The following is a 24,300-nucleotide window of genomic DNA, read 5'->3' as shown; positions in this document are numbered from 1 at the left end:
ATCATCCTCCTTTGCGACCGATATATTCACTGGTCGTATACCTGTCTATTACATAGTTTATGCGATTGTCCTTTCTGCTGATCTTCCAGAATCCTGCAGCTCCGATTATTCCTTTGATAGGAACTTCCACGCGATAATGTATCCTGTTTCCTCTCATGACTTTGCTTCGTGTCCCCGCAACGGTGATCTCACCGCTTCCGCAGCCGGTTCTATGACTGATCTTGCCTTTCAGTGCCGCCTCATTGACAGCCGTTATGCTGCCTTCCTGTTTAACTACCTCTTTAAATGTATTGACGGCCTGGTCTATGGACACTATATGATTGTAAACCACCTGATTCTGGGTGAACTGAAGCACGAAAGCCAGCAATATGGCTATACACGCCATCGATGTTATGAGATTCTTCATTTACTGTATTTCCTCATAGTGTTCGATTGTCTTATCCATAACACCTTTACTTGCGGACTTGAGGCTATGACTGTCTCCTGCTATCATGGTGAAGATAATGCAACCAAGTATCACAGTGCCGATTATTATAACTAAATTCTTCAACCTACTCTCCTCCGATCTCCAGTGAATTGATCGTATTGGTTCCCTTTTCCACTACATTCTTAGCCGCCCCTTTCAGGCTGGCATCACCACCTCCCAGTATCATGGTGTTAACTATTACAACACCCAGAATTATCGTTCCGATTATTATGATTAGATTTTTCATCTAAAATCCTCCTTCCAGCCCACCTATCATATTGAGCATGTCCATGAACACTACCACTATTGAGAAGTTCATCAAAATGGCGAAGATGGAAGCCGTCGCCGCCATAGTGGTCACTATACTTTTTCTGGAAGCCCTCTTCATGGCCCTGGTCATTCTGTCTCCCGCGAATGCCTCTTCAAAGACTCTCATAGATTCCACCAGCTCCGCCGGGTTTATCTGCTCTGTTTTCGAAAGAATAAAGGCGAAATTTCTTGCCGCCTTAGTGTGTATCCTTTCATCCAGTACATTGAAAGAATCCTGCCCGTATCCGCTTCTCCACCTGAATAGCATTTCTCCATATGACCCTCGCAGTAAATTACTGTTCTCCATAAGTTCCTCCAGGATATAATCCGTTGACATAGGCATATTGCTCTGAACTATGGCCAGATTTTTCAGGATCACACAGCTTCCGAATATTTCCTGTTCCAGGCTGTTCCTGTCAAGAGCCAGCACCTTCTCCTTGAATGTTCTCCGCTTCTCTCTGAGATCTTCAATGCCTCTCTTTCTGAGGCCCTTGAATCTTCTGAACCCGAGGAAGAACCATATTTTATTTTTCATCTTCATATATCCATTTTCTCCCTGGATAAAAAACCGTTTATGAGGACACCGGATATAAAAAAAGCCGCCATGATCATAAACCACTGCAGCCCCAGAGCCGTCCCGAATTGGTAACGTATAAATTTGTTCAATGTAAAGCCGAAATACTTACAAGCGCAGAGCACCGACAGCAGGTAACTTATGGGCGCCAGATATTTCAGCATCAACGATGCTTCATTATTTTCTCTTCTTCCATGCTCTATGACCTTCCTGCTCTTTATGAGGGATTCGGACAGATCTTCCAGTGAATTGGTCACCTTGATACCATGTATCTGAGAAAAATACATAGTTGACGCCAGGGCATTTCCCCATGATGTGTTAAGAGAGTATTTGAATATATCCAATACCCTTTTGATATCATCAGCCGTATACGCCTTATTGAAACCCTTTGCAAGGTCATACAGCAGCCTTTTGGAGTTAGGCGCATCTTCAATTGTAGCTGCCGTCACCTCAATAGCCTCCTTCATATTGTAATCATTTATCTTATAATTGCTCAGAAGTTCCTGCATCATTATGTCACCTTCTCTGGAGCCTCCGATCCTCATGGCGTTCAGCTTGACCCTCATGAGCATATATGGCATCATTCCGCAGAATGATCCCATCAAGATCGCCGTCGTACTTCCCAAAGTCCAGTAAAGAGCGAAAGCCACTCCCAGGAAGATGACGAGGCTTATGATAATAAACATTTCAGGCTTCCCATATATCTTCGTCAGGTCGGTGGCCTTCATGAGCCTATCGATATGTTTGGATATCCGTCCCCTCTTTCTGTCATATTCATCGGGCACAAATTCTCTCAGGCTCCTCCTGAGTCTGTACCTGTTCACAAACCCCAGATACAGCGACTTTATGAGCGGCATCTGACTGAGGATCACCCCCAGCAAAAACACCCCATAGATTATTTTGTTCACCAAGACCCTCCACCTCCTCTGTAATAGGCCGGACTGATGCTCGACTCGCCCTCCATAGGCGCGTCCCTGGCCAGCGACCCCAGCAGTTTCCGCATATTCCCCAGATCGTCACGATACAGGGCCGCTTTCCTCTCCTTATCGCGGCTTATATGATCATTCCACTGCCATGTGCCTTTCTCGAAATCGTATTTACATATGTATGTAGCCCTGATCCTGTCCTCAGCCGGATCGTAGGAAAACTCCGTTATACCCTTCATTATCTTCCTGCTCTTATCAAAGGGATGCTGACTGAATTCCAAAACATAATCGAAATTCTTATACACCTGCGCTATGAGTTCTTTCTCATGGCCACCGTAAGTCTCGCGGATCTTGGCCGCCATCTTATAGGGTATATTTACCGCATCATTATCATGGATGGTTGCCTTGCTTCTGGTGGTTCCCGTACTGGTTATATCCAGGGCCAGCTTGAAGGCTGTGCCGTCGCGCATCTCCTCTAACAAAATGTAATCGTTGTCGCCTCGCAAAAGTGACTTGGTCAAGGATTCCAGCTGTCTGCCGTCGGCGATCAGCTGCATTATAGGGGCACCGGGCATTATCTCATGCCAGGGGGTTTCCGGATCCGTGGCAATGGCCAGTCCCTCCATTTCCGGGTCTTCGTACTTCTGCCATGTCTGCATGAACGTAGTCTTGCCCGATCTTACCTGACCTGCAAATATCACATTGAAGCCTATGGCTACCATGGTCTTGAATAATTCCACTGCACCGACGGGTATAGTTCCCAGATCTGCCATCTGCTCGAAACTGAGTTCCTTCAGCACATACTTTCTGAACACCATGACGTCTTGATTTTCCTTGGTCCTGTCACCGGAGTATATGGTTATTCTTATGCCATTATGCAGGTATACCTCGTGAAAGCCGTACTCCAGCCTCTCCCTCGGAGTTGCCAGAAGCAGTGTGCGTTTAAGTTGCTGTCTTCTCTTCTCATTTATCACCTGTGGCTGCAGCTGTGATTTCCCGTCTATAAGGCAGTACATTCTGTCTCCTATGAGCTTGGCCGATGAAGATGTCCTGTATTTTTCACACATGTCGTAAGCCCAGGGTGCCAGCCCTGAAAGCCCGTAAAGCTCAGCAAATATAGCCTCTGTCAGATCAGAATACCAGGATGGATACCAGCTTTCAGCCAGTTTCTTTTCTCTGAGTATTTCTCTTATGCGTTCTTTATAATAGCCAACATCCTTCTCATATCCGATTATTGCTCTCTTTTCTCTCTCCAGTTTAAGATTCTTGGATCTGTCGTCGGTCTCTTCCCACTCGGAATCGAATTGTCTTCCTACCAGATCACATACTGTCATGAACCCTTCCATTCCCTCTTTCCGCTCCTTTACGCCCGGCGCGGCCTGATTCATGTATTCTTCAAGATCAAATTCTTTATCCATGAACTATTTTCCGTCCTCTCTCCTTTGATTATGTCTGACAGATTGCCTATGGCCTTGCTATAGCGTCCTGTGCCCATAAGGGTCTGCCTCTCGATTTCGGCCTGCCAGCCATATTCCACATAGGGGATGCTGGCCGCTACGTCCATTGAAAACTGCCTGCTTATTTCACCGGGAGTCAGCAGAGACACATTGCTCTGATGTTTGTTTACTATTATCTTTCCGCTGAAATCCAACGGATCGAGTATTCTTTCCTTCATGTCGCCAAACCTTCTGAGGGTCTTTTCCTGCTGGGTCAGAACGAAATATCTCTCCGCGCACAGATCCACTGCCGAGATAACAAGCCCCAGTCTCAGTTCGTTGCCGCAGTCAAAGATCACATGATCCATATTCTCCGAGGCTGCCGCCAGTGGTTTCATGGATCTTTCGTTATAATATGCCGCAGAGATGCTGTCCTTTACTCCGGGAAGTATCCATATGTTCTTATCTCTTATGAGGGCCTGCCTCAATTCATAACTGTCCATATGTCCGTTTATCAGATTTGCCTTGATGTCATCTATGGATTTCCCCTCCTTGTTTACAAAGAAGTCATCGCCTGCCTTGCCGCTGGCCATGACCAGAAGCACCTGGTCACCCTTTGCGCCAAGGTCTTCAGCCAGAGCCTGGGCCGTCATGGTAGTACCTACCTGACTATCCCCTCCTATAAGTGCTATATTTCTGCTCAATGTTCACCTCCTGTTAATCATATGAGATAACAAACTTGTTTCCCGAAGCGGCTATCCTGCTGATAACCTTTACCTGAGCCTCGCTGGCTACTACCTCGATACTTTTGCTTTCAGTATTCACTGCTGATACCGATGCTCTGGTTATGAGCCTCCCTCCGCTGTAAAAACACGCCTCCCGGCCTCGTTCAATGGTCTCCGGGCATGAATCTATCCAGTTTTCCGGCACATTCAACATATGCCTGTCCTGGGACTGGTCCGCCGCAAGTCCTTCTTCATCAAAATACTCCCTGAAGAGCGGCATCTCTGCTCTGACATACTGTCCCGCTTCCTTCCCAATCAGCCAGCTCATATCCTGAGGCTTTATCATTCCCTTGCTGTACTGCTCGACCTTAGCTGTTTCCAGCATTTCCTCCGTGATCACAGTGCCTCTGTTTACACTATGAGAAAGGACAGCGATATCATCATAAATGAATTTATTGCGTCCCCATTTTTCCCAGGCGAACAGCGCCCCTATGCTTAAGCATATGAGTATGACTCCAAGTATTCTTTTGCCTTTTTCCACTCTTACTCCTTTCTATGCATTTCCCAATAATTATCTCTGTCGTCCACAAATACTTCCACTCGATCGGTCACCTGCTTGCCATCGGCCGAAGTAGTAAAGAGAAATTTCAGCTTCTCACTGCCGTTCCTGCCCCACCGTTCTATCATGGATCTGTTAAATAATTCTCCCTTCCAGACGCCGCCTTCGAAAACAAGAGCCGCCTTATATGACGTGCCCTCGATCTCTGCTGTGACTGCTGAAGGTCTGTCTGCTGATGTGACCTTAGCAGTCAATATGAATTTCTCTCCCGACCAGAACACCTCGCTGCCCCTCCGATTTTCCGGTGAACAGTTGCTGTTATAATCGTTTCTGTTGCGGTCCCATTTCTCAGTATGGCCTACGCTGCCTTCTACGGCCGTCACTATGACCGGCTTGCTATCGCTGCTGTGGCCTGCATTGACTATTCTGTCTACATCTGCGGCCGTTACATATATAGGCTCGGACCTGACCGTGTATCGAAAGTATCTGGGAAATCCCTCGGCCACCTTGCCCCTTTCGGTTTCCCACACAAAACGTGTCATGGCTACTATCTTATACCGTCCATCGCTGCCGAGTACTGCCGTGCAAGATGACCCGGCGTGTTCTGCGTCATTGATGCTGATACGCTGGTTTTCCAGACCATTGAACCTGTAAACCGCATGACGCTTGTGAACTCCCTCGTATGCCGTAAACGATCTTACATCCGTGGATGCTCTGATGCTGAATATGACTTCCCCGCCGGTCTCTGCCAGCTTCTTGGAGGCCTGGATAGCCAAAGTTGATCTGACGCCGTTGGATGATGCCGATATGACGCCTATCTCCCCCGTCGAAAATCCACCTGTGCCGTGGCTCACGGCGGTGCAGCATATGAAGGCCATGCATGCTGCGATTATTACAAAACTTAACCTGCCAAGTTTTCTCATGTGATTTCCCGCAAATATAAAAGGGACCGCCGCAGCAGTCCCCGTTCATCGCAGGAGTTTCCTCCTTTCCCTCTTCGATTCCATTTATTCACAATAACATAATAACACAGTTTTCCTCCCCTTACAATACATAATTTAACATTTATGTAAATTATTTTCACATCAGCGACAGGTTCTTCGCAACATTGAACAGGAAACGCTGTTTCCATATCTTCCAGATCTTAGTCGGATAACCCTGAGCCTTCTTATTCAAAGTCACATTGTCCAGGACAAAATCCCTGTAGGGATCCGGAACTACATCCAAGGCCTTTCTGATAGCCTTCACTCTTCCCTCCAGTTGAGCTATTTCTATAGCCTTTTTCTCTGTCGGCCGGGATATGTTATAATCCCTGCGGCCATCGCTCACTATTCCGCTGCCGAAAGTACCTGTCTCTACATCGTAATTCAACTCCTTCAACCTTTCCTCCATTCTGGCCAGATCTCTCACTGCCCATATGGACTGGTAGTAAACTGCGTCCGGCATGACAAATGCCGGAAAACGTTTTTGCTGCCATTCTCTGCTCATTTTTCTTTCCTTCCTTTCCTCTCCTTTTTTGAATTTCATTCAGAATATTGTAACTATTATATCTCACACTCTGGAGCATATGTCAATAGTAAACTATACCCGATGTACACATTTGGTCTTTTAATGTACAATATCGGTTTTTTGTTGTAATTGCACATTTTTTGTACCCTGAAAAATAACCCATTATTTGTGCAGTATTTATGGTATTATTTACTTACGAAAAGGAGTCTGAAATGAGAAAGAAAATAAACGTACGCATAGCGGATCCCGCCGGCAATATAACAATTTTTGTCATGGATCCCTTTGAGCGAAAATATTATCAGCATGTGGCGACGCAATTGCTGGCCATAGAAAAATTCCACGCAGAGCAGGTGGCCTTCGTGAAAAGCGCCGACAGCATGGAAATGTGCGGGCTGGAATTCTGCGGCAACGCGTCCAGATCCTTTGCGCTCATGGCTGCCGAAGCCCGGGACATCACCGGCAAGGCCTCTATCGTGGTAAATGTCAGCGGCAGCGAGAAACCACTGACTGTAGAAATCGACTCTGAGAGCAATTATACCAAGATCAGGATGCCTCTGCCCGTTTCTGCCGTAAAAGCCGTGGAATGGTCGATTTTGCCTGCGGGAGGCGGTATTCTTGTGGACCTTGGAGGCATTATGCATCTGGTCCTGCAGGGGACCGAAGCCACAAAGGAAAACTTCGACAGGATCAAAGATGTGGTCAATGGGGAATACGATCCGCCTGCCATGGGCGTGATGTTTTATGATAGCGCAAAGGAATACCTGACTCCCGTGGTCTACGTGAAGGATGTAGACACCACGTATTTCGAAGGCAGTTGTGCTTCCGGCTCCACGGCCGTGGCCATAGCCCTTTCCAGCGGCTTCGCAGACGGCAGCCACGCTTTCCGCCTGCAACAGCCGGCCGGCACCGTTACTGCTACTGTCGATATTAAGGACGGGAACCTTCAGGCAGTTTACATAGAAGGTCCTGTGGAAATATCCGATACCATAAGCGTCGAAGTGGAAGTCTGAATTCCGGCTGAACAAAAAAAGTAACAGGCACTCGCGTCTATTGCGAGTGCCTTTGTGTTGCTTATTGCTGATTGTTTTCCAATCTGTTGATGGCTTCCATATCGTGTTCTCTCTTCTTCTGCAATGCCTCCTCCAGCATCATATCCTTCACCTTCATTAGCCTGGTCTGATTACCTCTTTCGTTCTCATCCAGTTTCATGGTGATATACTTGATAGTGACCTGAAGCTTAGGTATCATTACATATTCCAGAGCGTTTACACGTCTGCGCGTCTTCTCCAGCTCAGCTGCCAGAAGAGCCGTTTCCTTTTCTTTGGCTGCCAGATCCAGCAGCATTGGGAAAATGTCTGATAGTTTGGAAATAGCATTATCTAATTCTCCCGATGTTCTCGAGAATCCATAAGGCAGAATATCCGCAGGATCCTCAGCCTTAGTCGTAAAGGAAAATTCCGGCACGTCGACGCTCATGATGTTTTTACTGCCTACTTCCAGTTCTACTCCCTGCTTAGGGAACATCAGAGACTCTTCCATTACTTCGTTACTCACGATGGCATTGGCTCTCCTGAAGTTCTTATATACATCGGCCAGTTTAACTTCTACCTCTTCTCTGAGGCGACCGTTTTCTCTGGCCAGATCCAGGAATTCCTTCATAAGCTCGTCTCGCTTGTCTTTCAGCAGTTTATGTCCTCTGGTGGCAGTGGCAAGACGTCGTTTCAGGGAAGTCAGCATCATCCTCGTCGGATTTACATTCATTCGTTCCATGAAATCTCACCTACCCTAAATACTTCTCTATGAGTTCGTCCTTGATTCTCTTAAGTTCTGACTTAGGCAGCATCTTCAGGAGTTTCCAACCCAGATCCAGGGTCTCCTCGATACTTCTTTCATTATCATATCCCTGAGACACATATTCTTTCTCGAAGGCTTCACTGAAGTGGGCATACATCAGATCTACGTCTGTCAAAGCCGCTTCACCAAGTATGGCCATAAGTTCAAGATTAGCCTTGCCCTGGGCATATGCCGCAAAGAGCTGATTCATAGTGTCCGCGTGATCTTCTCTGGTCTTGCCGGCTCCGATTCCCTTATCCTTAAGTCGTGACAGGGACGGCAGAACATCAATAGGCGGTCTGATTCCTTTCCTGTAAAGATCTCTGGAAAGTATGATCTGACCCTCTGTAATATATCCTGTAAGATCCGGTATAGGATGAGTAATATCATCCTCAGGCATTGTCAGTATAGGGATAAGGGTTATAGATCCGTCGAATCCCTTCTTTCTGCCTGCTCTTTCATACATAGTGGCAAGGTCAGTATAAAGGTATCCTGGATATCCTCTTCTGCCCGGTACTTCTTTCCTGGCTGCCGATACCTCACGCAGGGCCTCGGCATAGTTAGTGATATCTGTCATTATTACCAGAACATGCATGTTAAGGTCAAAGGCCAGGTATTCTGCTGCAGTAAGGGCCATCTTAGGAGTGGCTATTCTCTCTACGGCAGGGTCATTGGCCAGGTTCATGAACATTACCGTTCTGTCTATGGCTCCTGTGCGTCTGAAGTCTGAAGCAAAGTAGTCAGCCTCTTCATAGGTGATACCTATAGCGGCAAATACTACTGCGAAGTTTCCGCCTTCATCCCCAAGTACCTTAGCCTGCCTGGCTATCTGAGCGGCAAGTTCCGCATGAGGAAGTCCGCTTCCTGAGAATATAGGCAGCTTCTGTCCTCTTACGAGGGTATTAAGTCCGTCTATAGCCGATACTCCTGTCTGTATGAACTCTGCCGGATAATCTCTGGCAGATGGATTCATCGGCAAGCCGTTGATGTTGAGTTTTTTCTCCGGTATTATCTCAGGGCCGCCATCCTTAGGTCTGCCCATGCCATCGAATACTCTTCCAAGTATTTCAGGTGATACAGCAAGTTCAGTTCCTGTTCCTGTGAATCTTACGGCACTTTCCTTCAGGTTGATGCCGGCAGAACTCTCAAACAACTGTACCAGCGCATCGCTTCCATCGATTTCCAGAACACGGCACAATCTCGTCTCTCCACTTGGAAGTACGATTTCTCCCAGTTCATCATAGGTTACATTTTCAACATCCTTGACCAGCATCAGAGGTCCTGCAACTTCAGATATAGTCTTATATTCCTTCATCATTGTTCATCGCCCTCCTCTGTGATCAGTTTAGAAATTTTATCTTTTAATTTATTGATAATGTCTTCATAAGCTTTCTGTGTATCTGCTTCTTCGACATATTTGAATCTTCCTATATCTTCTCTTACAGGCATAGCAGCCAGTTGATTGAAAGGCGCACCTTTACTTATGGCGTCCTTAGAAAGGTTGTAATATGTCATTATTAGTTTGATCAGCAGATACTGCTTGTTCAATGAAGAATAAGTATCTATCTCATGGAAGGCATTCTGATGCAGATAATCCTCACGGATAGATTTGCATGCTTCCAGTTTGATTCTGTCCTCGAATGACAGGGCATCTACTCCAACCAACTGTACGATCTCCTGCAGCTCTGCTTCCTCCTGCAGTAACCTGATAGCATCTTCCCTTAGTTTAGGGAATTCCTTGCTGACATTCTCTTCATACCATGAAGCCAGTCTGTCTACATACAGGGAATAACTGTTCAACCAGTTGATGGCCGGGAAATGTCTCGCATAAGCCAGCTGTGCATCCAGTGACCAGAATACCTTGACTATACGTAGTGTAGCCTGGGATACCGGCTCTGAAATATCTCCGCCCGGAGGTGATACAGCTCCTATAGCTGACAAAGCACCTGTGCGTCCCTCTTTGCCGAGAGAAATCGTTCTTCCGGCTCTCTCATAGAACTGAGCGAGTCTTGATGCCAGATAAGCAGGATATCCTTCTTCACCAGGCATTTCTTCCAAACGTCCGCTCATTTCACGAAGAGCCTCGGCCCATCTGGATGTAGAGTCAGCCATTAGGGCTACAGAGAATCCCATATCCCTGAAATACTCTGCTATGGTTATTCCTGTGTATATGGAAGCCTCACGAGCAGCAACCGGCATATCCGATGTATTTGCTATGAGTACCGTACGTTTCATAAGCGATTCGCCTGTACGTGGGTCCTTCAGGTCAGGGAACTCGTTCAGTACGTCTGTCATCTCATTGCCACGCTCACCGCAGCCAATATATACTACTACGTCTGCATCGGCCCACTTGGCCAGCTGATGCTGAACTACCGTCTTGCCTGAACCGAAAGGTCCCGGTACGGCAGCTACGCCGCCCTTTGCTATAGGGAAAAACGTGTCGATTACCCTTTGTCCTGTGACAAGAGGCATCTCCGGCATGAGTTTTTCTTTATACGGTCTTGCTACTCTGACCGGCCACTTCTGCATCATGGTCAGTTCCCGGACCGTTCCATCTTCCTCTTTGACTTTGCATATGGTCTCTTCAACGGTGAAGCTGCCCTCTTCTATAGTTTCTATAGTACCGCTTACGCCAACCGGTACCATGATTTTCTGCTGTACGACTGCAGTCTCCTGAACTGTTCCCAGCACATCTCCTGCTTCTACCTGATCTCCTGCAGAAGCAGTTGGCTTGAACTCCCATTTCTTATCTCTGTCCAGAGACGGAGCCTGCACACCTCTCGTTATGTTGCTGCCATAGGCCTCGTACATTACTTCCAAAGGCCTCTGGATACCGTCGTAAATGTTCTCTATGAGGCCAGGTCCCAATTCTACGGAAAGCTGCGCTCCTGTAGTAACTACCGGTGCTCCCGGTCCAAGTCCTGCGGTGTCCTCATATACCTGGATGGAGGCCATGTCCTCTCTCATTTCGATTATCTCGCCAATAAGGCCAAGATCTCCAACACGGACCACGTCGTACATATCGGCGTCCTGCATGCCTGATGCTACTACCAACGGTCCGGATATTTTAACTATTTTTCCCTGACTCATTTATCGTTACCTCCAAACAGTATATCTGCTCCAACAGCCCTCTTGACCGCTTCCCTTACATTACGCATGCCGTTCCCCGACGCGCCTTCTTTGTTAGGTATAGGGATGATTGCGGGTAATCTGGAGTCTTTATACTTATCTATTTCTTTCTCGACTTGCGCAGCCAGGCCTTCCATTATGTAAATAATGGCATATTCGCCTTCTGCCAGTTCGCGTATGAGTCTTGCTGCCTCAGCAGGATCCTCACAGGGGAACACGTCGAGGCCTACAGCCCTGAATCCTATTACAGATTCACTGTCTCCTATTACGCCTATTTTATACATCTGTCATTCTCCTTACGAACACCTTCGCTTATACATAGGTTTCTCTCAGCAATTCCTCGATATCGTCCGGATCAGTGCCGTTGAGTTTGCCGTTGAGGATGATCCTCACATTGTCCAGCTCAACTTCCTTGGCCGACCAGTATCCGGCAATAGGTTCTATGCCGATGGAGTAAAATTTGGCTTTCTTATTCACTTCCATAAGAGCGTTATCCAGAAGTTTCTCATACAAAACGAAGTCGCCCTTTTCATCAATGTCCCGGCCTCCGTCTGTGAGGGCCTTCTTCAGGTCCTGAGACACGAGTTTATCTGCGATCTGCGTATATGATTCTTCATATACGGACACAAGAAAATCTTCTGTGAGACTTCCACCCTGAATGAACACTTTCTTGAAAAATGACCAAGGTTTCTCCATATTGCGCAGTCTCGCAAACGCCTTCAGATTCAATGTATCTATGTCCATCGAGATGTAATCTACCAGAAACTGTGATCCGCTTTCAGCCACACTGTCAGCCATGTCCTTATAGCAGGCTTTGTCCAGGATTATATCTATCTCCTGAGGATCTCCGCCACGGCTATATACATCCAAAGCTTCTTCGACAGCATCTCTCATGGCAGGTCTCATTTTCTCGTAATTTCTGTCTCTTATCATGGCCACCATCTGCATCCAGTTGATATCTCCTGTTGATATGAGATAAGTCTCATCAGGAGTTATACCAAGAAGTTCAGACTTGATACATACCTTGATATTATGATAATCAAAAGGATAAATATAAGGAGCCATTTCTTCTCTGCCTGTAAGATTGCTGAAAATTACATCGAAAAGTTTGTTCTGCTCGCGTCTTATGAACGCTTCCACATCTCCCTCTATTACTTCCTTGGATTCACCATAGCCAAACTCCCTGAGGAGTGATTCTGAACTGGTAAAATCCGGACAGTTTATCAGCCTGATCAGATCTTGCCTGTTCATTAGGCTGGTTATATGACAACCTACGAATGCGTCCGCAAAGATATATTCATCTTCATTTCTTATTGCCATCTTGCTTCTCCTGATCTACGAACAGCACTGAGGCTACCTCTGCTGTTAAATCATTCCTTATTTCTTCAACTATCGCCTCTATGGATCCATTGAACCAGGTGTTGCCCAGTCTTATCATCAATCCGCCTCTGATATTCTTCGCCTCAGCCGAAACAGTGAAACTGTTTCCGCTGACTTCAGACTCGAGCCGCTTCAGCAGCTCGTCCCCACGCGGCGCATCCTCCTTATTAAGAAAGATCTCACCTTCCGTGTTTCCCGAAGCCTTGACGCAGCCACAGAGGAAATCCATATACTCCTTATCCGACAGACCGGCTACCCGATCCTCGGCCTCTTCAAAGCACTGGCTTATTATTTTCTGCTTGTATCCCAGCACTATATTTCTTCCATCGATAACTGCCACCGCCCTACGGCTGGTCAGCTGCTTCTCTTTATCAACAGCTCCCTTAGCCTTGGCATCATCTACGATCCTGGCCGCTTTCTTCTCAGCTTCCGATTTGATCGATTCTGCAGATGCCTGAACCTCTTTGGCCATTACATCAGCTTCTCCCTTAGCATCGGCTATTATCTTGGAAGTGATATTTTCTATGCCCATATCTTCACATCCTTTACTGACACGTCAACGATTTACAGTCCACAGTTGAACAGTATCAGAATGGATATCAGCAAACCGAAAATAGCATATGTCTCTACCATTGCGGCATATATGATTCCCTTAGCCATCTGATCCGGTCTCTTGCCGAGAAGCATGATTCCTGCTGCTGCTGCTTTTCCCTGACCTATGCCTGACCATACTCCTATGAGAGCTACCGGCAGACCTGAAGCCAATATGAACCAACCCTGAGTCATTGTAATGTCAACCATGTTTCCTGACAGGAATCCTGTCCTCACGAAGATCAGGAATGTCATCAGAAGTCCGTAAATACCCTGTGTTCCAGGCAGAGCCTGTAACACCAGTGTCTTACCGAATTTCTTAGGATCATCTGCCACAACTCCTGCTGCAGCCTGTCCTGCGATTCCTACTCCAAGTCCGCTTCCTATACCTGCTAATGCAGCGATTGCTGCTCCTATCAATGCTAATGCTTGCCCAGTAATCATTTTCTTGTTACCTCCATTATTTATTAATTCATTCTAAAACTATTTGTTTATATCATTTACTAATCTTACATATTTAGTATCCTTGCAGAATGGCTTGAACGGTTCTCCGCCGTCCTCGTAGAACTTCCCGAAGAACTCTACGTACTGCAGTCTGCTTGAATGGACGAATGCTCCCAGAACATTTATCGCCATACTGAATATGTGTCCTATGATTCCTATGAGTATCAATGCTATAGCGCCCTTGATGCCTGTTCCTATCATAGATCCCAGTAGATTTACCACGCTGGCTATGACTCCTGTTGCCAGGCCCAGCGCAAGTAGTCTGGCATATGACAGTATATCTGAAATATATCCTGTTATGCTGTATACGGCGCTCAGACCACCAGTGACCTTGCCGATGATGCCTTTCTTCTTTCTTCCTCCGGTCAGAAGAAGTATGGCAATACCGGCTATGAACAGATACTTGCCCGGCGTCACCAATGCTGCTGATATAGCGCTTCCGCCTATCCAGAGTCCTGCTCCTACGATGACAAGGTACCAGGAAAATACGTCGCACACGGCATCCATAGGATGTCCGCGCTTAATGAGCATGTACGCGTTTATTCCCATTCCCACAAACAGGTGTACTACACCAAGCAACAATGAGAATATGAGCAGTTTGGTCGGATCCTCCATAGGGTCAAACCACACCGCCGGTATGGTGATATCCTTGTTGAATACCGTACTTCCCCAGGTCTGTATCAGATCTCCGAAGAAGCCTCCGAACATTACGCCCCAGAACACTGTGAATATGCCGCATATCATGAACATCTTGATCATCTTATAGGTCATACCCTCTAGATCGAACTTCTTCAGGAGGACGAAGCATATTATGGCAAGTACCATGCCATAGCCCGCGTCACTGAGCATTATTCCGAAGAATACTGCATAGAAGATTGAGAATATATCTGTTGGATCGAATCCCTTGTAATCCGGCAGGGAATACATGTCCGTAACTGCCGAGAAAGGCGTGGAGAAGGCATTATTATGAGTAAGTACCGGTACTTCCTCACCCTCTTCCGGATCCCTGTACTCGTAGTAGCATCCCTTTTCCTCAAGAAGTGCTTCTACAGACTTGCTGCAAGGCTCCGGTACCCATCCTGACAGACAGAATGTCCGCTTGGTTTTCAAAAGGTTTGTACGGATTCTCTCACTGTCTCTTTCCATGATCAGCTGATCCTGCAGACACTCCATATCGGTTCTCATATGAGCCTTGGCGGCTATCTCTCCCTGAACTTCCATGACCTGCTTCTGCAATGACTCTATGTTCTCTGCTATCCTCTGCTTATTATCAGCTACGGTACCCGACATACCCTTGAACGGCATCGGAGTGTACCCGCGCTGTTTCATGATCTCCATGATCTTCTCACGTTCATCCTTCATAGATATGACGATCATATAGACCATATCCTTATCCCTGCTGATTTCCCTGGTGAATATACACTCGGAATCTTCCGATATGGCCCTGATCAGACCATCCATATCCGCCGCCGCAGGAACTATTCCCAGATCTATGGCTGTATGCAGCGTACCCGTCGCATCCAAAGGAAGGTCATACCCCTCCCATGGGGTTATGGCCATCAGATCTGTGTTATTCTTATTTATCTTCTCGCGCAATACATGGAGCTTATCGTTAAGCTTCATGATATCATTGATGTTATCTGCTATCTGAGCTCTGTTACTGATCACCTCAGTGAAATCAGACTTCTTGACAGCACGCCTTGTTATAAACAGCGGCGACTTGTAATCGCTGTATGTTTTCAGAGCATCTATAGCCGTATTTATTCTGCTTATTTCCGCGTCAAGGGCCGTGGCTCTCTCATCGTCGCCATCCTTGTCGCTTACAGCCGCCCACTTCTCATCGGTCAGTTTAGAACTCTGATCTGTGATCTGCACGGCTCCCATGTCCATAAGTTTAGCAATAAGATCCGACTTGACCGTATCCAGTCCGATAACATCGATTTTTCCCATTTTAACTATCGACACCGGCACTCACGATCCTTTCTTTAATCAGCTCTATTGCTTTCTCTTCTCTGGCAGCAGCTGCTTCTGTCATACGCTTGCAATCCTCTTCTGTCTTGGATAAAAACGCAGCGTATTCAACTTCTGATTTCTCAGTTCCCTCTTTTACAAGGGAGTCATGAATAGTCTTAGCCTCAGCTTCGGCTTTCTCTAGGATATCCGCAGCTTGAGCATGAGCTTCCTCCAGTCTTTTCTTAGAATCAACCTTTGCCTCTTTTCGAATCTCTTCTGCTTTATCTTCACTTTCTTTAATCTTAGTCAGTTCGTCAACGAACACATTGATCACCTCCTGTAAGTGAATTATTGTTGCCAGCGAATAGTTAAGCTTCCCTTATAATAATTCGCTTATAATTTATTGTACCAAAAAAGCATGGATTTTACAATCCATGTGGGCTTTGTATACATTATTAATTACAAATAAACCTTGTAAAATCAATCTTTCTGAAGTTTTCTTAATAATTACGCTTCTCTCGAAGATAGCCAGACGCCGGTAATTGTAAGCGCCAGTCCTACTATGGTAAACCAGCCCGAAGGGTCTCCCGCAAAGAGCACGCCCGATATCACGCCGACCGCCGTGGTGGAGTTGGCTGAAATGTTCGTGGCAATAGCAGGCTTCATTTTGCTCAGTACATAATTGAAAATCAGATAGCACAGACATGAGCAGCATACGCCCAGGAACAAAACTGCGAAGGCCATCCTGGCACTGCTGAAGCAGGCAACGTACCCGGAAACGCCATATCCCTTGGCCAGGCTTATGACATTGAAAAATATGCCGCCCATAATGGATATGACAGCTGTGACTTCAAGGGTATTATAGGTTTCTCCCGCTTTACTGCTGCTGTGCGAGTACAGTCCGCCGGTCACGATGGCTCCCAGGAGCATCAGATAACCGCTGCCCTTACCGCTCAATGTGAAATCAGGCGAGAACACCGTGCAGATCACGACGCCGGTAAAAGCTATGATTATGCTCAGCACCACTTTATAGTTGACTTTTCTGTTGAAGAATGCCGCGCCGAATATCAGCGTGGCGCAGGGAATGGTGGCAATAAAAATCGATGACTCCGATGTGGAAGTCATGGCAATGCCGTTGGTTTCGAAGATAGAGTAAATACAGGGCTGAAGCAGTCCCGTCAGTATCAGGAATCTGAAACTCCCCTTTTTTATTCTTATCCTGATTTTCCCGGCAGCGATCAGCACCAGAAATATCAGCGCTGATACAGCCCACCTTATAGCCAGTATCTGTATAGGCGTCAGTAATTCCAGGGCCACCGTCGTGGCGAAGAAAGACATTCCCCAGAAGAGGCCCAGGAATACAAACAACACAAATATCAGACTTTTATTGGCAGTAGTCTTCTCCTCTATCACCTGACCAGTCCTTCCATTACTCTCAGCAGATCCCCGAATATACCGTAGGCCGTCTGCTCTATTTCAGGAGCATGCTCGACTACAGAGACCTTACCCATAAGATCTGTGGTTATAGATACTATCGATGTGGTGCTGTCTATAGTCGCCAGCATCTGGCCTTTATCTACCAGCTGCGGTCCCACAGACGCCCTGACTTTTCCATCTTCGATGGTTCCTCTGCACAGAAGTTTGATGACCTTGCCATCTGCCTCTGCCGCTTTGATATCCTCCATCGTTATGTCCTCGATGCCCTTTCTGTCTACCTGATCAGGAGTTATTCCGGCATCCATAAGCACATTCAAAAGTGCCGTTATCTTAGCCGCAGCGTCAAATCCCTCTATGTCCATGGCCGGATCTTCTTCTATGAATCCCCGCCGTTTTCCTTCTGCAATTATCTCGTCATAGTCTCCGCCTGCAGCCAGTTCCTCCAGAATGTAGTTGGTGGTACTGTTGAGTATGCCGGACACTTCTGTCACCCTGCAGAGTTTGAGGTCATGATCCACCAGGTTGAATACCGGCGTTCCGTCCATGACCGTGGTCTCATAGAAAAACATGAGTCCCCTGGCTTTGGCCATGTCTGCCAGCTCTCTGTAGGCCCAGGCTATAGGGCCTTTGTTGGCCGTGATCACGTGGCTTCCGTGCACAAAGGCTTCCTTGATGTGGTCTATGGCCGGCTGTCCGGTTTTGATCTCAAGGGGTGTAAGTTCGCAGATCACGTCATAGTCCGCGCTTCGGATCACCTCAAAGTCCGACGCAGTGCATAGCCCCGTCGTGTCCTCTGCAAAATGTCCACAGGTCTCTACATCCCTGCAGGCCCTGGCAAGATCTATGCCCTCATCGTTGATTATTGTACCCTTTGTTCTAGTAGCAATGGCCGTGACGATAACGCCACAGCCATACTTTTTCTCTATATCTGTTCTCTTGTCGCAAAGCATTTTCGCGAAAGCCTGGCCGGCATTGCCGAAGCCCAGCATCGCAACCTTTACATTTCTCATTCTATTCACCATGTTGGTCTTCATTGACCGCACTGCCGAGATTTATCGTTGCTTTCTCCAGTTCCTGAACGATATTGTTGATTTTGACCAGCTGATCGTCAGGCAGAGCGCTACCCATAGCCAGGTTTGCATTGTACAGGACATCCTCGATTTCCGTATGGATACCCGATATCTTGTTTCTGACCTTCTGAACATCGTCGTCTGTGGCGCTTTCCTTAACAGCCTCTTCCATATTGAGGACCTTGACCTCGTTCATATCTATCTCGAACTCAGAATTGCCAAGTACTACTACAGGATCGTAACCCAGTTTATCATGGATAAGTTTGGCAAAGTCCTGCTTGGACTGTTCTTCGCCATGTACCAGGAATACCTGCTTCGGCTTCTGCTCGAACTTGGAGAGCCAGGTAAACAGACCGTTCTGATCTGCATGGCCTGAAAATCCTTCCAGATTATATATTTCAGCGTTTACATGAACTTCTTCGCCGAAAAGGGTGATGTCCTTCTTGCCTTCTATAAGGGCCCTTCCCAGAGTTCCTTCGCCCTGGTAGCCGACGAAGACTACGCTTGACTTCGGATCCCACAGATTATGCTTCAGATGATGTCTGATCCTGCCGGCTTCGCACATGCCGCTGGCTGATATTATCACCTTAGGGCTTCTGTCAAAGTTCAGGGCCTGAGATTCTTCCGTGCTCCTGGTGAATTTCAGGTTCTTGAAATCCAAAGGATTATCGCCCTTCAGTATGTACGCCTTGGTTTCTTCATCGAATACCTGAGCATTTTTGCGGAATACCTCAGTTGCAGTAGTCGCCATAGGGCTGTCTACATATACATTGATTTTATCCAGATCTTTCTTATACTCGTTGTTCTCCTCATAGAACTTGTTGAATTCGAAAATCAGTTCCTGAGTCCTTCCAACGGCAAAAGACGGTATAACTATAGTGCCGCCGCGTCTTGCTGTATTGACTACTATGTCGATGAGCTGTTTGATGCTGGCCGCATTCTCTCCATGATTTCTGTTGCCGTATGTAGTCTCCATAATGACGCAATCCGCCTTCTTGATGTACGTAGGATCCCGTAAAATAGGTCTGTCAGTCATTCCCAGGTCTCCCGAGAATACTATCTTATTCTCCCTTTCACCTTCGTTGACCCAAAGCTCCGTTATGGCGGATCCAAGAATATGTCCGGCATCGTTGAAAACGATCTTCATTTCATCATTTATCTCGATAAGCTGGTCATACAGTACAGGCTCCACATATTTCAGAGTTTCTTCTGAATCAGCAACTGTGTACAATGGCTCTATCTGAGGCTTGCCAGCTCTGGCATTTCTCTTATTCTGCCATTCTGCATCCTTCTCATGGATATATCCGCTGTCCTTCAGCATTACCTCCAGAAGATCCGCCGTAGCGTCTGTACAATAGATTTTTCCTGTAAAACCTCTCTTTACAAGAAGCGGCAGCCTGCCGCAATGATCTATGTGCGCATGGCTGAGTATCACACACTCAACTTCTGACGGTTCGAAAGGAAATGGCTCGTAATTCATGGCTTCCTGAGCTTTTCCACCCTGGAACTGACCGCAATCCAGCAGTACCTTATGTTTGTCCGTTGTCAGCAGGTGACATGAACCTGTCACGCCCGATGACGCTCCACAAAACTTAATTTTCATAATATACGCCTCCGCATCATACCTTCAAAGTCCACAACTCTGTCTCGCCGGTGGACACTACTGTAGCGCCGGCTTCCAATGCTGCCCTGACTTCATCTTCAGTCTCAACTAATCCACCTGCGATAACAGGCACATCTACGAGACTGGAAAACTCCTTTATCTTCTTGGTTACTATAGCCGGCATTATTTCCACGATGTCGGGTTTAGACATTCTGATAGAATCAACTGATGTGCCCACAGAATGAGAATCTATCATAAAGAATCTCTGTACTGTGATCAGGTTAAATTCTTTGGCCATTCTCACTAAATTGGTCCTCGTAGTGCAGATACCGTCTACACCCTGCTTGGCCAGATACTCCAGGCCGTAACGGTCCTTTCCAATTCCCTCTGTAAAATCAATGTGTACGAATGCCTTCTTACCTGCGCTGTGTATCTCCTTGACACACTGGCTCACATTCATGATATTGACGTGCAGCAAGAACACCATGTCCACATCAGACCTTAATGCCTTGCTGAAATCCTTCTCCGTTCTTATCGCCGCTGCGATGTGATTTTTAATGAAATCTACCTTTGCCATATCTCATCATCTCCTCGGTTTATTGGCGTTTCACATTATCTTTTTCCCTCAAAATCAGGTCCGTGAAAATCGGACCCTTCAGTTATATGCAAGTGGTACTTCTCCGCAAACTTCACCAGGTCTATGCCCTGCTCGTGAGTCGCAGATGGATGGAAGCATTCTAAAGCCCCGAGTCCCGCCTTCTTCAGCGGTCTCAGTATCCCATCCAGATTGTTATAAAATTCATCTGAAGCCTTAGAGCCCAGTCCCTTTATCTTAAGAGGATGGGCAAGAGATGCAATTCCTCCCGCTCCCTTTATAAGATCTATGGCTACCTCGGTGCTTATTCTATCCTTGGCTACAGCTTTCGCTTCGGGTGATTCTATGAATTTTCCCGGCGCAAAGGCTTCTTTAGGCGTGGTGATGTAGCCTTTCTTTACAAAGGCCCGCGCAAAATTAGGCTTGCCTATGTATGTCTGGCCCGGTCTCTGCAGGAGATCTTCTTTGGCGATATCATAACCCATATCCTGAAATACCTTCAACAGTTTCTCGTTGCGTTCCTCACGCGCCTGTCTGATCTGCACCAGTCTGTCGTTCAGCGGTCCGTTATCGATGTCAATGTAATAGCCCAGCAGATGGAGTTCCGTCCTGCCCTCGTAAAGGGTACCAAACTCTATTCCTGAAATCACCTTTAATTCCAGTGCTTCACCGGCGATTTGCGCCTCTTTGACTCCACCTATACCGTCATGATCTGTTATAGCTATTAGTCCGTATTCCTGTTCCTGATACATCCTGACAATTTCCACAGGCGTCATGGTGCCGTCAGAATATGTCGAATGTATATGCAGATCCGTCTTTAATCCCATTTTAAAACCCCCTACCGTAAAAAATCCTGTCAGGTTTCGTATATTTATAATTTACATAAACAAATAAAAGCAACAGCGCAATCATCGCAATGGTCGAAAACATCAGATATGTACTGTAGATTTTGCCACCGCCGAAAACGATATACAAAGTCGACGTTTTGCTGAGTTTGGAACCTATGAAAGTGCCGTAGAGCATAGCCCTGAAATTTTTGTGCCTTACGAGGACCCACTGCAGTATCATAAGGGCCACCGTCACACCCATGGCTATCCACGATTCATGCCGCAACAGATCCCGCAAGCCTTTACGGCTGGTGTTAGCGTAAATGAGTATAGTAACTATGAGCAATCCCAGCACAACCAAAAGCTGGCGAAAGAGAAAACCCTTCGCCTTTTTCATTACCGTCTGCTCGCTTGTAGTGAACACCGTATCTTTGTATTTGCCATTATTTTCATAAACCTGAAAGTCCTCAGACCCGGGCATGGACAGGTATTTTCCAATGGCACTGCCCATATCAGACACTGTAATGCTATAATCTATTTCATCCAGAGTCTGACTGTCGTTGAAATAGAATTCATATGTAAGCGGCATTCTTAATACCAGATTGGAACTTAATAATAATATCGCTACCGGTATAAGCACTGTAAGCAATACCGACATGATGACACTTGGTTTATGCATATTAGCTCCCATTCATAATTCAACAACGGGATAGGCATTGATACTGCCTCTCCCTGAATAAATCGATTACTAGTCGACGATCTCGCAAACTGCGTCAGGTCCTATACCTGCAGCATTAGCTTCGTCAGTATCCACATGTACTTCTTTTACATAATATGGCTTAGCTCTTACTACTACATCATCATAGATGGTAGTTCTGTCCGGGCTTTCCAATTTGATTTTTATAGTCTGGCCGTCAACTACGCCAGCTTCTTTAGCCTGGTCAGGGCTGAAATGCGCATGTCTCTTGGCAGCGATAACGCCATGATCAAGATCGACTTCTCCACATGGTCCGATAACCTTGCATCCCGGAGTTCCTTCAAGTTTCCCTGACTCTCTTACAGGAATGTTGAGTCCGAACTGTCTTGCATCTGTGAAGGAAAGCTCAACCTGTGTCTCAGGACGTACAGGTCCAAGAACTCTGACGCCCTTGAATGTTGTCTTAGGTCCTACCAGATCAACTTTTTCCTCTGATGCAAACTGTCCCGGCTGAACCAGTTCCTTCTTCACTGTCAGCTCATATCCTTTTCCAAACAATGTCTCCAGGTCCTTCTGACTCAGATGAATGTGCTTGTTAGATATACCAACGATAATTTTGTAACCCATTTTCTTTTACCTCACTTCTCTTAAAATTGATTATTATTTAAATTATTATTTCACCTATTTAATATCAGTTGCCTCAAGGTAGCTGATATATGGCAGGTTTCTGTACTTCTGATCATAATCCAGACCATATCCAACGATAAACAGATCCTCTACCTCGAACCCTATGTAGTCCGGAGTAAGTTTCTCTTTTCTTCTGGATGGCTTGTCCAGCATCGTACATATTCTGACGCTCTTAGGATTTCTGTCGGAAAGATATTCCTTCAGATATCTCAGAGTGTACCCTGTGTCGACGATGTCTTCGATTATGAGGACATTTTTATTATATATGTCCATGCCGATGTCCTTGGTGATCTTAACGACACCTGAACTCGATGTACTGGAGCCATAACTGCTGGCTGAAACAAAATCTATCTTAGTATCCAGTTCGATGTATTTCATGACCTCGCTCATCCACATTATTGCTCCCTTAAGGGTGCCCAGTAAAATGAGTTCTTCTCCTGCATAGTCCTTGGTTATTACTTTTCCAAGTTCCTTAGCTCTCTTCTGAATATCTTTCTCGGTGAATAACACCTTTCCTATAGTATCTTTAACCGCCATAGTATCCTCCATTATTCGTCATCATTATCATTCTTATCGTCATCGCTCTTACCGCCATCTACCACAGTAAATTTTACACCATGTACCATATCCTTGTCACGGAATTTTTTCGATAGATCTTCGTTTTTCTCTTTTTTCCAGTATACATCCAGATCATCCTTCAAATGCCATATTATGAATATCCACAATAGCAGTTCATCTGTGAAGAACATAGGCGGGATCCAGTTTATCGGCAAAAGGACGTAAACTATCCCGAATATGACAAGTGCCTTTTTTCGTTTAAGCACTGTCTTATCCTTCAGCAAGAACGGTATCGCCTTGATCCTGTTCATCAGTGTTGTTAATAACGAATACTGCATTTACCCCTCCAGTATTTTCTCTATCTCTTCCATAAGTTCTTCCTGACCGGTCCTTTTCAAAGCCGAAATCGGAATTACCTTATCATCCCCTGAAAGACCCAGGGTCTTCCTTATCACTGATATGTTCTTCTGTAATTCTCTCTTGGATATTTTGTCTGCCTTAGTTGCTACTACTATGCCGTCCAGTCCGTAATGTCTGAGATAATCGTACATCTGAACATCCAGTTTGGTCGGTTCATGTCTGGCATCTACCAGTTGGATCACCTTGCGTAGTCCCTGTCTGTTGTCGAAATACAATTCCATCATATCTCCCCAGCCGGCAGTTGTCGACTTGGAGACCTTGGCGTATCCGTACCCCGGCAGGTCCACTATGCGAAAGTCATCATTTACCAGATAAAAGTTTATGGTTCTGGTCTTTCCCGGCGATCCGCTTACTCTTGCAAGCTTTCTTCTCCCGGTCAAAAGATTCAGGAGTGATGACTTGCCTACGTTTGAACGTCCCGCAAAGGCTATCTCCGGCATGTCGTCCGGTGGATACTGGGCCGGCTTTACGGCTACGGCCACAATATCCGATTTATTGATCTTTAACATTTT

General features: G+C 46.3%; 30 protein-coding genes. 1 reads left to right on the top strand and 29 read right to left on the bottom strand.

What is annotated here, in order from left to right; all coding sequences use genetic code 11:
* Window position 1 precedes the first annotated feature (1 nt).
* The 10 genes from EV211_RS01310 to EV211_RS01275 form a co-directional block, all read right to left on the bottom strand.
* A complete protein-coding gene (locus tag EV211_RS01310) occupies window positions 2–406 on the bottom strand; it encodes a hypothetical protein (RefSeq protein ID WP_133527630.1) in 405 nt (134 codons plus the stop codon).
* Window positions 407–550, bottom strand: a complete 144-nt coding sequence (locus EV211_RS10655; protein WP_166635328.1) for a hypothetical protein — start codon at window positions 548–550, stop codon at window positions 407–409. It abuts the gene before it with no gap.
* 1 nt (window position 551) lies between these two features.
* Window positions 552–713, bottom strand: coding sequence for a hypothetical protein (locus tag EV211_RS10650; protein ID WP_166635327.1), 162 nt, complete (start codon window positions 711–713; stop codon window positions 552–554).
* Window positions 714–1,316 carry a hypothetical protein gene (locus tag EV211_RS01305; RefSeq protein ID WP_133527629.1) on the bottom strand — a complete coding sequence of 201 codons (603 nt, stop codon included), beginning with the start codon at window positions 1,314–1,316 and terminating at the stop codon, window positions 714–716.
* Window positions 1,313–2,257, bottom strand: a complete 945-nt coding sequence (locus tag EV211_RS01300) for a hypothetical protein (RefSeq protein ID WP_133527628.1) — start codon at window positions 2,255–2,257, stop codon at window positions 1,313–1,315. Before EV211_RS01300 ends, EV211_RS01305 begins: the two co-directional genes overlap by 4 nt.
* Window positions 2,254–3,693, bottom strand: coding sequence for an ATPase, T2SS/T4P/T4SS family (locus tag EV211_RS01295; RefSeq protein WP_133527627.1), 1,440 nt, complete (start codon window positions 3,691–3,693; stop codon window positions 2,254–2,256). The genes EV211_RS01300 and EV211_RS01295 overlap by 4 nt, the downstream gene beginning before the upstream one ends.
* Window positions 3,660–4,415: a hypothetical protein gene (locus EV211_RS01290; protein ID WP_133527626.1), complete on the bottom strand. Its 756-nt coding sequence runs from the start codon at window positions 4,413–4,415 to the stop codon at window positions 3,660–3,662. Before EV211_RS01290 ends, EV211_RS01295 begins: the two co-directional genes overlap by 34 nt.
* Before the next feature lie 13 nt (window positions 4,416–4,428).
* Window positions 4,429–4,977 carry a hypothetical protein gene (locus EV211_RS01285; RefSeq protein WP_133527625.1) on the bottom strand — a complete coding sequence of 183 codons (549 nt, stop codon included), beginning with the start codon at window positions 4,975–4,977 and terminating at the stop codon, window positions 4,429–4,431.
* Window positions 4,978–4,979: 2 nt separating this feature from the next.
* Complete coding sequence (locus EV211_RS01280; protein WP_133527624.1) at window positions 4,980–5,918, bottom strand: hypothetical protein; 939 nt, start codon at window positions 5,916–5,918, stop codon at window positions 4,980–4,982.
* A gap of 157 nt (window positions 5,919–6,075) precedes the next feature.
* Window positions 6,076–6,483 carry a hypothetical protein gene (locus EV211_RS01275; RefSeq protein ID WP_133527623.1) on the bottom strand — a complete coding sequence of 136 codons (408 nt, stop codon included), beginning with the start codon at window positions 6,481–6,483 and terminating at the stop codon, window positions 6,076–6,078.
* A 233-nt stretch (window positions 6,484–6,716) separates the two neighbouring features.
* Here EV211_RS01275 and EV211_RS01270 point away from each other — a divergent pair, with 233 nt between their 5' ends.
* On the top strand, window positions 6,717–7,514 hold the full coding sequence (locus tag EV211_RS01270) for a hypothetical protein (RefSeq protein WP_133527622.1): 798 nt from the start codon (window positions 6,717–6,719) through the stop codon (window positions 7,512–7,514).
* A 61-nt stretch (window positions 7,515–7,575) separates the two neighbouring features.
* Here the strand turns inward: EV211_RS01270 and EV211_RS01265 are convergent, their stop codons facing one another.
* From EV211_RS01265 to yihA, 19 genes are all read right to left on the bottom strand, one after another.
* Window positions 7,576–8,274: a V-type ATP synthase subunit D gene (locus EV211_RS01265; protein WP_133527621.1), complete on the bottom strand. Its 699-nt coding sequence runs from the start codon at window positions 8,272–8,274 to the stop codon at window positions 7,576–7,578.
* 10 nt (window positions 8,275–8,284) lie between these two features.
* Window positions 8,285–9,655, bottom strand: coding sequence for a V-type ATP synthase subunit B (locus EV211_RS01260; RefSeq protein ID WP_133527620.1), 1,371 nt, complete (start codon window positions 9,653–9,655; stop codon window positions 8,285–8,287).
* Window positions 9,652–11,427, bottom strand: a complete 1,776-nt coding sequence (locus EV211_RS01255; RefSeq protein ID WP_133527619.1) for a V-type ATP synthase subunit A — start codon at window positions 11,425–11,427, stop codon at window positions 9,652–9,654. The genes EV211_RS01260 and EV211_RS01255 overlap by 4 nt, the downstream gene beginning before the upstream one ends.
* The gene (locus EV211_RS01250) at window positions 11,424–11,750 is read right to left on the bottom strand and encodes a V-type ATP synthase subunit F (protein WP_133527618.1); all 327 of its coding nucleotides are present in this window, start codon (window positions 11,748–11,750) and stop codon (window positions 11,424–11,426) included. Before EV211_RS01250 ends, EV211_RS01255 begins: the two co-directional genes overlap by 4 nt.
* A gap of 28 nt (window positions 11,751–11,778) precedes the next feature.
* On the bottom strand, window positions 11,779–12,786 hold the full coding sequence (locus EV211_RS01245) for a V-type ATPase subunit (RefSeq protein WP_133527617.1): 1,008 nt from the start codon (window positions 12,784–12,786) through the stop codon (window positions 11,779–11,781).
* Window positions 12,770–13,378: a V-type ATP synthase subunit E gene (locus EV211_RS01240; RefSeq protein ID WP_133527616.1), complete on the bottom strand. Its 609-nt coding sequence runs from the start codon at window positions 13,376–13,378 to the stop codon at window positions 12,770–12,772. Before EV211_RS01240 ends, EV211_RS01245 begins: the two co-directional genes overlap by 17 nt.
* Window positions 13,379–13,410: 32 nt before the next feature.
* On the bottom strand, window positions 13,411–13,881 hold the full coding sequence (locus EV211_RS01235; RefSeq protein ID WP_133527615.1) for a V-type ATP synthase subunit K: 471 nt from the start codon (window positions 13,879–13,881) through the stop codon (window positions 13,411–13,413).
* A 39-nt stretch (window positions 13,882–13,920) separates the two neighbouring features.
* Window positions 13,921–15,906 carry a V-type ATP synthase subunit I gene (locus EV211_RS01230; protein WP_207667974.1) on the bottom strand — a complete coding sequence of 662 codons (1,986 nt, stop codon included), beginning with the start codon at window positions 15,904–15,906 and terminating at the stop codon, window positions 13,921–13,923.
* Window positions 15,893–16,219 carry an ATP synthase subunit B family protein gene (locus EV211_RS01225; RefSeq protein ID WP_133527613.1) on the bottom strand — a complete coding sequence of 109 codons (327 nt, stop codon included), beginning with the start codon at window positions 16,217–16,219 and terminating at the stop codon, window positions 15,893–15,895. Before EV211_RS01225 ends, EV211_RS01230 begins: the two co-directional genes overlap by 14 nt.
* Window positions 16,220–16,401: 182 nt before the next feature.
* Window positions 16,402–17,307 carry a DMT family transporter gene (locus EV211_RS01220; protein WP_133527612.1) on the bottom strand — a complete coding sequence of 302 codons (906 nt, stop codon included), beginning with the start codon at window positions 17,305–17,307 and terminating at the stop codon, window positions 16,402–16,404.
* Window positions 17,304–18,341, bottom strand: coding sequence for a homoserine dehydrogenase (locus EV211_RS01215; RefSeq protein WP_243108526.1), 1,038 nt, complete (start codon window positions 18,339–18,341; stop codon window positions 17,304–17,306). Before EV211_RS01215 ends, EV211_RS01220 begins: the two co-directional genes overlap by 4 nt.
* Window position 18,342: 1 nt before the next feature.
* The gene (locus EV211_RS01210) at window positions 18,343–20,004 is read right to left on the bottom strand and encodes an MBL fold metallo-hydrolase RNA specificity domain-containing protein (RefSeq protein ID WP_133527610.1); all 1,662 of its coding nucleotides are present in this window, start codon (window positions 20,002–20,004) and stop codon (window positions 18,343–18,345) included.
* A gap of 16 nt (window positions 20,005–20,020) precedes the next feature.
* Complete coding sequence (locus tag EV211_RS01205; RefSeq protein ID WP_133527609.1) at window positions 20,021–20,581, bottom strand: glycerol-3-phosphate responsive antiterminator; 561 nt, start codon at window positions 20,579–20,581, stop codon at window positions 20,021–20,023.
* Window positions 20,582–20,616: 35 nt separating this feature from the next.
* Window positions 20,617–21,426, bottom strand: coding sequence for a PHP domain-containing protein (locus EV211_RS01200; RefSeq protein WP_133527608.1), 810 nt, complete (start codon window positions 21,424–21,426; stop codon window positions 20,617–20,619).
* 1 nt (window position 21,427) lies between these two features.
* Window positions 21,428–22,105, bottom strand: coding sequence for a lipoprotein intramolecular transacylase Lit (locus EV211_RS01195; RefSeq protein ID WP_166635326.1), 678 nt, complete (start codon window positions 22,103–22,105; stop codon window positions 21,428–21,430).
* Window positions 22,106–22,174: 69 nt separating this feature from the next.
* Complete coding sequence (locus EV211_RS01190; protein WP_133527606.1) at window positions 22,175–22,750, bottom strand: PduL/EutD family phosphate acyltransferase; 576 nt, start codon at window positions 22,748–22,750, stop codon at window positions 22,175–22,177.
* 54 nt (window positions 22,751–22,804) lie between these two features.
* Window positions 22,805–23,347 (bottom strand): hypoxanthine phosphoribosyltransferase, encoded by a 543-nt coding sequence (gene hpt / locus EV211_RS01185; protein WP_207667973.1) that lies wholly within the window; start codon window positions 23,345–23,347, stop codon window positions 22,805–22,807.
* 11 nt (window positions 23,348–23,358) lie between these two features.
* Window positions 23,359–23,706: a YkvA family protein gene (locus EV211_RS01180; protein ID WP_133527604.1), complete on the bottom strand. Its 348-nt coding sequence runs from the start codon at window positions 23,704–23,706 to the stop codon at window positions 23,359–23,361.
* Complete coding sequence (yihA, locus tag EV211_RS01175; RefSeq protein WP_133527603.1) at window positions 23,707–24,297, bottom strand: ribosome biogenesis GTP-binding protein YihA/YsxC; 591 nt, start codon at window positions 24,295–24,297, stop codon at window positions 23,707–23,709.
* Between the last annotated feature and the right edge of the window lie 3 nt (window positions 24,298–24,300).

This window comes from Aminicella lysinilytica, from assembly GCF_004362975.1.
Taxonomy (GTDB): domain Bacteria; phylum Bacillota; class Clostridia; order Peptostreptococcales; family Anaerovoracaceae; genus Aminicella; species Aminicella lysinilytica.
Note: the sequence above shows the minus strand (reverse complement) of the source record. Positions and strands in the feature narration are given on the sequence as shown.